Below are 13,434 nucleotides of genomic sequence, written 5' to 3'. Positions count from 1 at the left end.
GAGCTGAAAGGGGTGCTCAAGAGCTAGGCAGTACCCAAGGGACCGACTCTCGATCCCTCGCTCAAACGCCTCGCCGTCATGGTAGAAGATCATCCGCTGGAATACAAGGATTTCGAGGGTGTGATCCCGCGGGGCAATTACGGTGCGGGAGACGTTATCATCTGGGACAGAGGATCCTATCATCACCCTTCGGACGCGGGAGGGAAAAGAAGCGAGGCGGCACTTGAAGCAGGGTTGAGAAAAGGCGACATGAAGTTCACCCTGCACGGAGAAAAGCTCAAGGGTGAATTCGCACTGGTAAAGACCAGGAAAGACGACAGGTCCTGGTTGCTCATAAAGAAGAAGGATATGTACGCGACTGCGGATGACATTCTCAGAAACGACCGTTCCGTCGCGTCCGGCAGGCCGATTGGACCTATCAAGGCTGACCCCGAGAGAAAGGCGAGACCGGATGTGGCCGGTCCGATCCCTCCTCACAGCGCTATGGAATCGGAATACCTGAAGGACGCACCAAAAAGACCCATGCCGCACCGCATACGACCCATGCTCGCAACCCTCGCCAAGGCGCCGTTCGATCACCCGGACTGGATTTTCGAGGTCAAATGGGACGGATACCGGGCTATCGCCGAGATCCATAAAGAGGGCATCTCACTCTACTCCCGAAACCTTATCTCATTCAACCGAAAATTCCCTGCCGTTATCCAATCTCTCAGAAAACTCGGGTTCGAGGAGGCTGTGTTCGATGGGGAAATCGTCGTAGTCGATAAAAAAGGACGGGCCGATTTTCAGATGTTGCAGGACTACAAAAGAACCGGAAGCGGCTTTTTACTCTACTATGTTTTCGACCTCCTTTATTATGAGGGACATGATCTCACGGGTATGCCGTTAATCTTAAGAAAGGGCCTGCTCACACGTATCCTGCCTTCTTCCCCGACCATAAAATTGAGCGCCCATGTGGCTAACGACGGTATCCTCTTCTTCAATACAGCCAGGCAAAAAGGACTTGAAGGGATTGTGGCCAAGCATGCGCAAAGTCTGTACCGCACGGGCGAGAGGAGCCGCGAGTGGCTTAAGGTAAAGAGCGTGCTCACCCAGGAAGCCGTGATTGCCGGATTCACGGAGCCCACCGAACGCAGAAAGTATTTCGGTGCCCTCGTGCTTGGCGTATTCGAGGGGGCCGATCTTGTTTTCATCGGGCACACGGGAAGCGGATTCAGCGCCGAGACGTTAAAGACGATCCGCCGGAAACTACATCCTCTGATTCGCAAAAAATCTCCCTTCAAGGTAGTGCCCAGGACAAACATGCCGGTCACGTGGGTTAAACCGACACTCGTCTGCGAGGTGGCTTTTCGCGGCATTACCCGTGAGGCCGTCCTGCGACAGCCCGTCTTCTTGCGGCTCCGGGAGGACAAGTCTGTGCGCGAGGTTGTACGCGAAATACCCCAAGGAGGTGACCTGTGAAAATCCATGTCGGTACAAACGGTTACAGCTATAAGGAGTGGATAGGCGCATTCTACCCTGAGAAGATATCTCCCAAAGAGATGCTCAACTTTTACTCACAGCATTTCGACACGGTGGAGATAAACAATACCTTCTATCATATGCCTACCGAAAGTGTCCTCACATCCTGGGCACAGAAGGTACCTCGGGATTTCGTCTTCGCGGTCAAAGCGCCCCGGACTATTACTCATCTCAAGCGATTAAGGGATGTGGGAAAGGAAACAAAGTATCTCTTCAGGATGCTCTCAGTATTGGGCGTGAGACTCGGGCCTGTGCTCTTTCAGTTTCCCGGAAGCTTTCATGCGAACCCAACCGCCCTCAAAGAGTTCCTCACCCTGATTCCGCGCACCATCGCCTGCGCCTTTGAGTTTCGCCATGCATCCTGGCTCGATGCCCAAATTCTTAAGACGCTCACAGAGAGGAATCTAGGCCTCTGTACGGCCGATGCGGAGGAGAATCCGGCCCGTGAGATTGTCAGTACAACGTCGTGGGGGTATCTAAGGCTACGCCGCACAGATTATACGAACGCTGAGCTCTCTGCATGGAAGAAGAAGATCCTGTCTCAGAACTGGGATAAAGCCTTTGTCTTCTTCAAGCACGAGGAGGAAGAGCCGCAAGGACAGGGCCCTGAAACGGCCATCCGTTTCCGCGAGCTCATTGATTCCCAGGGAAAGACGTCGAGACAGAAAACGGGATAAAAGAAGAATATTGCCTTATCACCACCGAGGAAAGAAAGAGTAGTGAAAAGTGCGCGTATGGCGTGCTATACTTATTTAAGAAGAAGTGCCCAAGGTAACCAATGAGGAAGAAGACCTTCACCATGCGTAGCAGCGCAAAACCCAAATGGAAAGAGAGCGGCAAGTCTGTCGAAAAGGTGGTGCAGAAGCTAAAGGCATCGCTCCCGTTAAGCCCTTACAGAGAACAGTCGCTACGCATTCACGGTCTCATCTGTGCCAAGTGTGCGCGCGAGTTCGACTATAGAGACAGGCACTTGCTCACCGTGCACCACAGAGACGGCAACCACAACAACAATCCCCCAGACGGCTCCAACTGGGAAAACCTCTGCGTCTACTGTCACGACTCTGAGCATCAGAAGGGTATGCTGGGCGACTATTTCAGAGAGGGTGAGGAACAATAGAGGCGGTTAAGAACCCCGGTTGAAACAATAATCCAACCGATCGTATCTCATTTCCGACCTGAGCTTGATTCTACGAAAGACTTGAGCCCCTGGCTATGACACGACGAATCACTTCTCCCAGTTCGTCTATCTTGTACGGTTTAGCAATGACATCTTTGAAACCATACTGCGCATATTCGCTCATAATAGGATCGCTGGAATAGCCGCTCGATACGATAGCCCTGGCGTGAGGATCGATTTTCAAGAGTTCTTTGACTGTCTCTTTGCCTCCCATCCCACCCGGCACGGTAAGATCAAGCATCACTGCATCGTAGGCGTGTTCCTGATAAAGCGCAACGGCCTCTTCCCCGTTTTTTGCAAAATCTACCGCATATCCGTGAAGATTTAATATATCGCCTACCAGGTCCCGTATGGAATCCTCATCGTCCATCACGAGTATTCTTGCGCCCGATGGAGGCAACGACTGTTCGAGGTTTCTCTCGGAAGTAAGAATGCCCTGAAAAACGGGGAGGTACACATGAAATGTGGTACCCACGCCCAAAGCCGATTCCACGGCAATGTGACCTCCGTGATTCTTGATAACCGAGTAGGCTATGGCAAGTCCCAGGCCGCTCCCTTTTTGTTTGGTGGTAAAGTAAGGATCAAATATCTTATTGAGGTGGTCTTCCGGAATACCGATCCCCTGGTCAATGATCGATATCTTTACATATCTTCCAGCTTTAAGGTGGGGTGTCGGCGTATCCATGATCGCATTCTCCGCCTGCACCACAATTGTGCCTCCGTTGGGCATGGCCTGAGACCCGTTAATCACGATATGCCCTACTGCCTGGGTGACCTGCCCCTCGTCGATCTCAACAGGCAAAAGATCCGAGGCAAGATCGAACTTACAGACTACGGAGGTGCCGATAAGGGTAAACTGGCAGACATCTTTCAGGAAATCGCCGATGGCAACCACCTTCTTTATGGGTGCCCCGCCCTTCGAAAAGGTGAGGAGTTGCTGCGTCAGGTCCTTTGCCCGCATAATGGCCTGTTCAGCGTTGGTTAGCTTTTCCTGGGCCTTTTCCTGATTCTTGTCCATATACATTCTTGCCAGCGAGACGTTGCCCAGGATCATGGTGAGGATATTATTAAAATCGTGAGCAATGCCTCCGGCAAGGACGCCCAGGGATTCAAGTTTCCCCATCTTCTCCTGTTCCATTTCCGCATCTTTCCGACCTGTAATATCGGTAACAGTCACGATCCTCGTAGAATCATCGATTGGCGCTGACTGGAGAAGAATCTGGACGATGGAACCATCTTTCCTTCTATGTTCTGTTTCACACAAGGGCCCTGCATCCCTCAACCCCCCTACCCTTTCATACTCTGCATCATTGGCGTACAGAAATCGGAGATTCTTGCCCGCAAATTCTTCAAAGGAATATCCAGTCATCCGACACATGGCTTCGTTGACCCATTCGAAGGTCCTGTTCTTCACACGACAAATGCCGATGGGAGAAACAGACAGGATGGCCCTCAACGACCTCTCCGATTCCTCGGTTCTTGCTTCGGCCCGTTTCCTTTCTGTGACGTCATGGATAATGGAATGGAGAAGCTCTAGTCCCCTCAGCCGAAGAGGCCCGCTGTATACCTCCACGTCTCTTACCTCACCGTCCGCCAGACGATGCCGAAAACTGAAGAAATTTTCTTTGTTCAGGTTTGCCTTGTTCATCTCTTCCAGGACAAGATCTTTGGGCAGGATATTGAGGTCAAAGACTGTCATCGTGGACAATCGTTCGTTATCGTATCCGTAAAAACGACACGCGGCAGGGTTGGCATGCACGATGCTGCCCGTCAGTGGATCTATAAGAAGCATTACTACCCCCGTATTCTGAAAAAGAGAGTCGTAAATGGCTTCGCGTTCCCTCACGAGCTTCTGGGACAGACCCTCTTCGTCACCCTCGGGTGATATTTGTTCTTGCGGTTGTTGCTCTTTCTTCAAACCATTACCTCACTATTTGTTTCTTTCCACCGGCGAGAAGTGGCCTTGTCGCACACATGTCGGCCATATCCTCTGCTCACCTCTTTTCCTGTTCGGATAGTCTCCCTGACAGTATCGCGTATTCAAAGCCGTCGAGAAGCGCCATGAATGAGGCCATATTGATGTTCTCCGAAATGGCCACAACGCTCCAGACATTGTTTCCATCAGAAAAAATAATGTTTACCTCCACCTTGGCGGAGGTCCCGGCCTTCGAATCATGGATCCTCGAGGAGAAATCGACAAGCTTGACCCCCTGGATTACAGGGAAAATGGAGGAAAGGGATTTTTTCAACACATTGGCGAGGGCATCCACGGGGCCCACGCCTGTTGATGCCTCATGCATGCGTTGTTTCTCGGTTTCGATAATGACCGTAGCCTCGGGTCTTAGTCCGTCATCTATGAGCCGATATGTCCCCACCGCTTTGAAGGGGCTCTTATATCCCTTCCGAGAGCGAAGAATGTTGAGTTCTTTTGTGGCGTCCGTAATATTAAGAAGCTTCTTCACCTGTTTCTTTCCTCTTCGATAAGCAGTTTATAATCGATACTATCCACAAGCGCTCTCCAGCTCGCCTCGATAATATTCTCCGACACGCCTACGGTCCCCCAGGTATGCTTCCCGTCACTGCTTTCAATGAGCACTCGCGTGCGAGCGCCGGTGCCGTCCTTGGTCGACAGCACCCTGACCTTGTAGTCCACAAGGTCCATTTCCTTGAGCTCGGGGTAGAATTTATGCAGGGCCTTTCTCAGGGCATTGTCGAGGGCATTCACGGGGCCCTTGCCGAGCGCAGCCGTGTGTTCGGTCTTGTCGCCGACTTTGACATGGATTGTCGCTTCCGTAACGGGGTGGGCCCGCTCCTTTTTCTCCACTATGATTCTAAAGCCTACAAGATCGAAATAGCTCTTATGGATACCGAGGTCTTTCTTGATAAGAAGCTCGAGGGAGCCTTCCGCCGCTTCGAACTGATAACCGTGCATCTCCAGAGTCTTGATCTTCTGCACGATATCCTTGACCACCTTTCTGTCTTTGCCCATGTCGATGTTGAACTCTTTGGCCTTGTAGAGAATATTGCTCTCACCCGATAGGTCGGAGATGAGCACCCGCTGCTTGTTGCCCACATATTCGGGCTGTACGTGCTCGTACGTCGCGGCGTTTCTCCGTATGGCACTCACGTGGATGCCACCCTTATGCGCGAAGGCGCTTTCACCCACGTAGGGTCTGTGTTTGTCAGGGATAAAATTCGCCAGTTCGTCGATGAAAAGACTCAACTCGCGAAGCTTCCGGAGTTTTGGTTTCTGTATCCCGCTGTGACCCATCTTGAGGATCACGTTTGGGATGATGGAGCAGAGGTTTGCATTTCCACACCGCTCACCGTAACCATTCACGGTTCCCTGGACCTGCGTGCATCCTGCCTGTACGGCCATGAGCGTATTGGCCACACCAAGCTCGGTATCGTTATGGGTGTGAATACCGAGCGGCGCTCTGAGAGCGGCCTTCACATTGCTCACGATGTCATGCACCTCATAGGGCATACTGCCTCCGTTAGTGTCACACAGAACAATCGTATCTGCCCCGGCGTTGTATGCCGTCTCGATGACGCGCATGGCATATGCCCTGTTCTTCTTGTAACCGTCGAAGAAATGTTCCGCATCGAAAAAGACCTTCTTCGCCATTTGTTTGAGATACGCAATGGTCCTATCAATCATCTCGAGGTTCGTGTCAAGGCCTACCCGCAGGGCGTCTTTTACGTGGAGGTCCCAGCTCTTGCCCACGATCGCGATGTACTCTGTGTGGGCGTTCATGAGGGCCATGATGATCTCATCATTTTGCGGGCTTGACCCGGCTTTCATGGTGCTACTGAAGGCAACAACTTTCGCATTCCTGAGATTCAGCTTCTTGACTTCTTTGAAGTACTGGAGATCTTTCGGGTTTGATCCGGGCCAGCCCCCTTCTATGTAGTGCATGCCAAATTCGTCAAGTTTCTCCGTGATCCGGAGCTTATCGGTCAACGTAAAGGCGATATCTTCCGATTGTGCACCGTCTCGTAACGTGGTGTCGTAGAATTCGACCCTCACGTCTCCTCCTTCACCTCTTCGGCGTCAAGGCCGAAATGCTTGTGAAGCGCCCTTACCGCAAGTTCGCCGTATTTGCTCTCGATTACACAGGATATCTTGATCTCCGATGTGCTGATCAGCTCGATATTAATGCCTTCGTTTGCAAGTATGGTAAACATCTTGGCCGCGATACCCGCGTGGGAACGCATGCCGAGCCCCACGATAGAAACCTTGGCGATATCTTCATCGAGGCCGACTTTCACACTGTCAAGCCCCTTAGCCATCTCTTCAGTAATCTTCAGCGCCTTTTTGGCGTCCGCTTTTACAACGGTGAATGTAATGTCGTTATACTTGTCATGGCTTACGTTCTGGACGATCATATCGACAACGATATTTGCATCGGCGAGCGCACTAAATATCTTTGATGCGATGCCGGGTTTGTCCGGAACCCTGCTCACGGTAATCTTGATTTCGTTCTTGCTGTAGGTAACCCCCGAAACGACAACCTTTTCCATCATGACCTTGTCCTCCTTACACACGAGCGTTCCTTCGCCTTCCATAAGAGATGATTTCACGAGAATCGGCACGTTATACTTCTGAGCAAGCTCCACGGAGCGTATTTGCAAAACCTTGGCCCCAAGGCTCGCCATCTCGAGCATCTCGTCATACGATATTTTTTCTAGTCTTCGCGCCTTTTCGCAGATATTCGGGTCCGTCGTATACACGCCATCCACATCGGTGTAGATCTCGCAAACGTCAGCTTTGAGGGCCGCTGCAAGGGCCACCGCGGTCGTGTCCGATCCTCCCCTGCCGAGCGTCGTGATATGCCCTTGTTCCGTAATACCCTGAAAACCCGGCACCACAACTATTTTCCCCGCCTTGAGCTCAGTAAGAATGTTGTCACTTTCTATGCGGGCTATGCGAGCCGAACCAAAACTCGAATCACTCACGATGGGTATCTGATCTGCCTGCAGAGAAATGGCATCCTGGCCCATCTCTTTGAGGGTAATCGCCAGAAGGGCTGAGGTAACCTGTTCCCCCGTAGAGATCAGCACATCAAGCTCTCTCTCATCGGGAAATTTCGCAACGTCATGGGCAATATTAAGGAGCCTATCCGTCTCCCCTGACATAGCTGACACGACGACAATCACATCCATTCCCCTTTTTTTGTACGCAATGGCTTTGTTCGCCACGTTCCGTATACGCTCAATATCTTTGACTGAAGTTCCGCCGTATTTCTGCACCACAAGCATGCCTGTTTCCTCCAAGACTCAGCTTTCTCTATGGACAGTCAGCGCTCGCCGTATACATACCGCGAGCCAAGCCGCTGCCTTATCGTTTGATCATAACAATTTTTCGTTCATTTTCTCCAGTAATTTCTACCTGGATCTCGATATTGTCGTTCCACGGAAGGCCTTTATCGGCCCATTCCACGACCACAATCCCCGTGTCCAGAAACTCTTCGAGATTAAGATCGTGAACCTCGTCGGCTTCTATTCTGTAGAGATCCACGTGGCAGAGTACGGATGTTCCTTCATAGAGATTCATGATAGCAAAGGAAGGGCTCATCACGTATTCCCAATCGGGTACCCCCATGCCCCGCGCAATACCCTTCACCAGATGGGTTTTTCCGGATCCAAGCTCCCCGTACAGGGCATACACTTCGCCGCGGTTCGCCTGTCTTCCTATGCGATCCCCGATATCGAACGTTTCAGAGGGACTTCTCGATATAAATTCTCTCTTCTCCATTCCGAATTTCCTTCACCGCCCTGCCAATCCCGTGGAGAAGATCGGTTGCGAGAAGGTCCGTATCGCCCCTCTCGTCTGTCCACAGGTCCGCCATGTACCCGTGCAGGTACGCGCCAAGTGTGGCCGACTCTTGAAGCGTGTATCCCTGGGCCGCCAATCCCCCGATAAACCCCGTGAGGATGTCTCCGCTCCCGCCTTTTGCGAGTGCGGCATTTCCGGTAGGATTGATGAATATTTCCTTATCACTCGTGAAGAGGATACTTCGTGCACCCTTCAGAAGGAGGTTTACCCCGTACTTCTGGACGAATTTCACGCCGGCCCCTATCCTGTCTGCGTTCACGGCCTGTGGCGTCGTACCGGTCAGGCGCGCAAACTCTCCGGGATGGGGGGTCAGCACCGCTTCTGCCTTGAGTTTGCTCAAGACTTTGAGATGCCCTTCAAAGGCATTGATGCCGTCTGCATCGATGACAAACGGCTTTTTGGCGTCGACAACAAGTTTTCTCACGATCTCCATAGATTCTCCAAACCGGGAAAGGCCGGGGCCAACCACGATCACATCCTTGTCTTCTAGGAAATCCATGATCTTCCTGTACGAGGAGAGAAGAAAGCATCCCCTGCCTTGATCTTCCACAGGATATGTCATGACCTCGGTGAGCTTCGCTTCCATAATGGCATTGAGGCTCGCCGGTATAGCAAGGGTGACAAGTCCGGCGCCGATCTTCAAAGCGGCAAGGGACGACATGGAGGCAGCACCTGTCTTGCCAACGGACCCGGCGACCACCGCCACATGACCATATGTACCCTTGTGAGACCAAGGAAGCCTCGGACGCAGAAATCCTCTAAGCAGGTTCCCATCCACAACTTGACCGTCTATGCCGAGCTCGCTTTCGGCTAAAGTTGGGATCGAAATATCAATAACGGTGATCCTGCCCGCATGGTCCGCTCCGGGATAAAGAAGGTGTCCCAACTTCGGGTAGCCGTACGTGTAGGTGTGCGTCGCCTTCACGGCCGCCCCGAGGGCAACCCCGCTTCTTCCATCGATACCCGAAGGTATGTCGACAGCGATGACCGGTTTGCCCGAACGGTTAATCTCTTCAATGGTAACCCTTTCTCTGCCTTTGACCTCCTTGGAGAGTCCCGTGCCAAAGATTGCGTCGACCACGATATGGGTGTCCTTCAAACCTTCCTTGACAATCTTCGGACTGCCATCGCACTCAATAATCTCGCCTCCCATTGATGTGTACAAATTCATGTTGAGCGCTGCATCACCGCTCAAATCTTCGCGCCTGCAAAGCAGATAGACTTTGGTTTTGTATTGATCGGCCAGGGCGTATCGGGCGATCACAAACCCATCGCCCCCGTTGTTACCTCTTCCGCACACGACTGCGATATGTCTTTTGTCGGCAAGATATTTTTCTTTCATGAGCCGGTAGGTGTTGCGGCCCGCATTCTCCATGAGTACCGCCGAAGGAATGCCCCAGGTCTTTATAGCATACGCGTCATATCTGGCCATCCGTTCCGGTGAGAGAATCTTCATACCATCATCCTCCTTGAGTGCAGCGCGAAAGACTTTTGATCATATTCGTCTATTATTATAACCTATTACGGTCATATTATCGCTAATTTTATGTCATCCTGGAAATGCCTTAGCTCACGCTCAGTAAACACCACGGCCCCATATTAGCCCCACGCTTCTCTAGATAGCACGTTAAAGAGAATCACATTGACTTGACACAATCGAGGTTGCCATACACCCACAAACTGTGCTCCGCGCAGCATAGTTGCCAAGTGAATACTCTGCGACTATGCTGCGATTGCCGGGGCGGGCCTCGACCGCCGGGTGAGTGGACGGAAGGCGTGAAGCGGGCTTAAGATGCGGCTTCCGAACACCGCTCACCGTTCCCAAAACGGAATCTGATTTTTTTGAATTATTTCTCTTCGTTGATGTTTACCACGGCCACAGCGTATGCATGTTCGTGAGATATGCTGACGTCATCGTAGCGCTTCCCCCGGAAACGGATGAATGGCCGAGCGCCTTCATGACAGACAACAATATCTCTCCACGGGACTCCTCTGCCCAGCGCCTTGATGAATGCCTCTTTGGCGGCGAACTGTCCGGCGAGGGTCTCTTCCATCCTCCGCTTCCCTCTGGCGTAGTTTGCTTCGTCTTTCGAATAGACCCTGTCAAGAAAGCGTTCCCCATATCTCTCTACTATCCTGTGTATCCTTGCTATGTCCACAATATCGACGCCGATCATTGTCACGTCTTCATGAGCGCGATCATGTCTATCACTGCCCGGTCAAGACCCACGAAGACCGCCCGCGCTATAATACTGTGGCCGATACTCAATTCGTCAATCTCCTGAATGGCCGCCACCTCTTTCACGTTATGGTAATTAAGACCGTGACCCGCGTTGACACCGAGCCCCAACTCCTTTCCACGTACGGCCACATTCACGATTTTTTTTAGTTCACCTTGTTTCGCCCTTTCCGATTGGGCATCGCTAAATGCCCCCGTATGAATCTCTATCATATCGGCATGAATCCTGTGGGCCATCTCGATCTGGGTCTGCACGGGATCGATAAAGAGACTTACCTGAATACCCTTGCCTTTGACTTTTTCAACGACCCTTGCTAAACGATCAGAAAGCTTTACCACGTCAAGCCCGCCTTCGGTCGTCAGCTCTTTTCTCTTCTCCGGCACGAGTGTGACCATGTCCGGCTTTATATCACAGGCAATGGCCACTATCTCCGGTGCCGCTGCCATCTCAAGATTCAGCTTTGTCTTGATCACATCCTTTAGTATGGCCACATCCCTGTCTTTAATGTGTCTTCGGTCTTCTCTTAAGTGTACGATGATACCCGAGGCACCTGCCATCTCGGCAGTTAAGGCCGCGTGTACCGGATCGGGATAATTAGTGCCTCGAGCCTCTCTTAATGTGGCCACGTGATCGATATTTACCATCAGGTCCGCCATCCTATTCCTCCGAAAGGTATTGTCTTGCTACGTCGGATATCTCTGCCGCGTAAGTATTGACGATCTCGCGGTCCACGCCTTCCACCATGACCCGAAGGAGCTTCTCGGTGCCCGAATATCGCACCACGACCCTTCCGGAATCTCCAAGCGCTTTGGTGATCTTTGAAATGGTATCGGCAAGAGGAGGGCATTGATCGATGGGCTTTTTTTCACGGACTTTCACGTTGTGCTCCACCTGGGGATATTCTATGAAACTACGGCTCAGCTCCCCCAGCGTCTTTTCCTTTTCGATAATCACATTGAGCATCCTGAGGGCCGTCACCATGCCGTCTCCCGTTGTGTTGTGGTCGAGGAAGACCACGTGACCCGATTTTTCTCCGCCGAAATTGAGTCCCTGTTTGAGTAAAGTTTCGAGCACATAGCGATCTCCCACATTAGCCCTGAGAAGGTTGATCCCCTGTTCCTTCAGACAGACTTCGAGACCCATATTGCTCGCAATGGTGGCAACCACTGTGTTCTTGTTGAGTCGGCTTTGCTCCTTCAGATGTGTGCCGAGGATCGTCATAACCGCGTCGCCGTCAACCACACCGCCCTTCTCGTCAACGAATATCACCCTGTCGGCATCGCCGTCAAAGGCGATACCGATGTGGGCGTCGTGCTCCACCACAAGTTCCTGCAAATACTCCGGATACAGGGAGCCACACTTCCGGTTGATGTTTTCGCCGTCCGGGTCAACGCCGCAGGTCACCACATGGGCGCCGAGTTCTTCAAACACGCTGGGCGCCACCTTATATGCAGCACCGTTGGCGCAATCGACCACAATGCGCAGGCCGTCAAGGGAGTACTTCTGGGGGAATATGTTCTTGAGGAAGACGATATAGCGTCCGATGGCGTCTTCGATTCTGTGGGCCTTGCCGATCTCATTTGCCACGGGCCTCAAGGCATCGAGGGAATCATCGAAAATCAGTTGTTCGATTTCGCTCTCCAAATCGTCGGGGAGCTTGAAACCGTCTCCCGAAAATATCTTGATGCCGTTGTCCTGATAAGGGTTGTGGGAGGCTGATATTACAATACCGGCGTCCGCCCTCATGCTGCTCGTAATGAAGGCAATCCCCGGTGTGGGTAGTGGTCCTACAATCCACACGTCAAGGCCCATTGAACAAACGCCTGAAGCGATGGCGGTCTCCAGCATATACCCTGAAAGCCGCGTGTCTTTTCCCACGACAATCCTGCCTCTGCCGTGACGTTCTTTGAATACGTGCGAAACCGCCCGGCCGAGCTTCAAGGCTATCTCCGAGGTCATCGGATACGCATTCGCTATGCCTCTGATTCCGTCAGTTCCGAAAAGCTTCCTTTCCATGATGCCTCCTCAGAATAACCCTCACCGTATCCGGCGCTATCTTGCTGCGCACCAATCCTTCCGTATCGAGCGTGACGGAAATAACCTCCTGGTCCTGCTTCAGGGCACCGCCCACTGGATTCGTTTCGATGACAGTCTTTCCTTCCAGTATCCTTGCCGGGCCGGAAATGCTCACGTACTGTGGACTCCACGACGCTACATCGTACTTGCCGGCCCATTTTTTTTCCAATTTTACCACGGTTCTCAGTTTCTTTTGGATGATCCGGTCGAGATCGACCTTGATTGCGCTCGGCTTGATCTCATCTATTTGCACGCCCTTAGGTATCTGTATGTTGCCCCTCGTTATGTTGAAAATATTCTCACCGTCTCGCGCCTCTGAGCCATTGATCAAGACCTTTGCATCGTTGTCCCTCACGTCCTTGAGGATCGACACGCGTCCGCTGAGCGTCACGTCGATCTTCTCAGTATCGATCTTCATGATCACAAATTCTCTACTCAAACCGCTTATTGAAACCGGGACGGTGATCTCTTTTTTCATCTCGCCGATGAGATAAACCGTGATCCACAACATAATTGCAAGAATAATAGAGAGAAGCTTGAGCTTCCAATTATCGAGAATATATTTCTTCAGGGTCTTCATA

Annotated in this window: 13 protein-coding genes and 1 pseudogene; 4 read left to right on the top strand and 10 right to left on the bottom strand. The window is 51.8% G+C overall.

Features of this window, described 5'->3' with window-relative positions; all coding sequences use genetic code 11:
* The first annotated feature begins 39 nt into the window (after nucleotides 1-39).
* From VMT62_12525 to VMT62_12510, 4 genes and pseudogenes are all read left to right on the top strand, one after another.
* Nucleotides 40-291, top strand: a pseudogene (locus VMT62_12525) (DNA polymerase ligase N-terminal domain-containing protein).
* Between the two features lie 57 nt (nucleotides 292-348).
* Nucleotides 349-1,461 (top strand): non-homologous end-joining DNA ligase, encoded by a 1,113-nt coding sequence (gene ligD, locus VMT62_12520; protein ID HVN97245.1) that lies wholly within the window; start codon nucleotides 349-351, stop codon nucleotides 1,459-1,461.
* Entirely contained in the window at nucleotides 1,458-2,198 is a 741-nt protein-coding gene (locus VMT62_12515) for a DUF72 domain-containing protein (protein HVN97244.1), read from the top strand. Before ligD ends, VMT62_12515 begins: the two co-directional genes overlap by 4 nt.
* A gap of 101 nt (nucleotides 2,199-2,299) precedes the next feature.
* On the top strand, nucleotides 2,300-2,638 hold the full coding sequence (locus VMT62_12510) for a YajD family HNH nuclease (GenBank protein ID HVN97243.1): 339 nt from the start codon (nucleotides 2,300-2,302) through the stop codon (nucleotides 2,636-2,638).
* 70 nt (nucleotides 2,639-2,708) lie between these two features.
* Here the strand turns inward: VMT62_12510 and VMT62_12505 are convergent, their stop codons facing one another.
* The 10 genes from VMT62_12505 to VMT62_12460 form a co-directional block, all read right to left on the bottom strand.
* Nucleotides 2,709-4,616, bottom strand: coding sequence for a PAS domain S-box protein (locus VMT62_12505; GenBank protein ID HVN97242.1), 1,908 nt, complete (start codon nucleotides 4,614-4,616; stop codon nucleotides 2,709-2,711).
* A gap of 76 nt (nucleotides 4,617-4,692) precedes the next feature.
* Entirely contained in the window at nucleotides 4,693-5,160 is a 468-nt protein-coding gene (locus tag VMT62_12500) for an alpha-isopropylmalate synthase regulatory domain-containing protein (protein ID HVN97241.1), read from the bottom strand.
* On the bottom strand, nucleotides 5,157-6,728 hold the full coding sequence (gene cimA, locus VMT62_12495; protein HVN97240.1) for a citramalate synthase: 1,572 nt from the start codon (nucleotides 6,726-6,728) through the stop codon (nucleotides 5,157-5,159). The genes VMT62_12500 and cimA overlap by 4 nt, the downstream gene beginning before the upstream one ends.
* The gene (locus tag VMT62_12490) at nucleotides 6,725-7,960 is read right to left on the bottom strand and encodes an aspartate kinase (GenBank protein HVN97239.1); all 1,236 of its coding nucleotides are present in this window, start codon (nucleotides 7,958-7,960) and stop codon (nucleotides 6,725-6,727) included. The genes cimA and VMT62_12490 overlap by 4 nt, the downstream gene beginning before the upstream one ends.
* A 79-nt stretch (nucleotides 7,961-8,039) precedes the next feature.
* On the bottom strand, nucleotides 8,040-8,456 hold the full coding sequence (gene tsaE, locus VMT62_12485; GenBank protein ID HVN97238.1) for a tRNA (adenosine(37)-N6)-threonylcarbamoyltransferase complex ATPase subunit type 1 TsaE: 417 nt from the start codon (nucleotides 8,454-8,456) through the stop codon (nucleotides 8,040-8,042).
* Entirely contained in the window at nucleotides 8,419-9,993 is a 1,575-nt protein-coding gene (locus VMT62_12480) for an NAD(P)H-hydrate dehydratase (protein ID HVN97237.1), read from the bottom strand. The genes tsaE and VMT62_12480 overlap by 38 nt, the downstream gene beginning before the upstream one ends.
* 391 nt (nucleotides 9,994-10,384) lie before the next feature.
* A complete protein-coding gene (gene acpS, locus VMT62_12475) occupies nucleotides 10,385-10,714 on the bottom strand; it encodes a holo-ACP synthase (GenBank protein ID HVN97236.1) in 330 nt (109 codons plus the stop codon).
* Nucleotides 10,715-10,716: 2 nt separating this feature from the next.
* Entirely contained in the window at nucleotides 10,717-11,433 is a 717-nt protein-coding gene (locus VMT62_12470) for a pyridoxine 5'-phosphate synthase (protein HVN97235.1), read from the bottom strand.
* A gap of 1 nt (nucleotide 11,434) precedes the next feature.
* The gene (gene glmM / locus VMT62_12465) at nucleotides 11,435-12,793 is read right to left on the bottom strand and encodes a phosphoglucosamine mutase (protein HVN97234.1); all 1,359 of its coding nucleotides are present in this window, start codon (nucleotides 12,791-12,793) and stop codon (nucleotides 11,435-11,437) included.
* A complete protein-coding gene (locus tag VMT62_12460; GenBank protein ID HVN97233.1) occupies nucleotides 12,768-13,433 on the bottom strand; it encodes a hypothetical protein in 666 nt (221 codons plus the stop codon). The genes glmM and VMT62_12460 overlap by 26 nt, the downstream gene beginning before the upstream one ends.
* Between the last annotated feature and the right edge of the window lies 1 nt (nucleotide 13,434).

The sequence above is a fragment of the Syntrophorhabdaceae bacterium genome (assembly GCA_035541755.1).
In the GTDB taxonomy this organism is placed as follows: Bacteria; Desulfobacterota; Syntrophorhabdia; order Syntrophorhabdales; family Syntrophorhabdaceae; genus PNOF01.
Note: the sequence above shows the minus strand (reverse complement) of the source record. Positions and strands in the feature narration are given on the sequence as shown.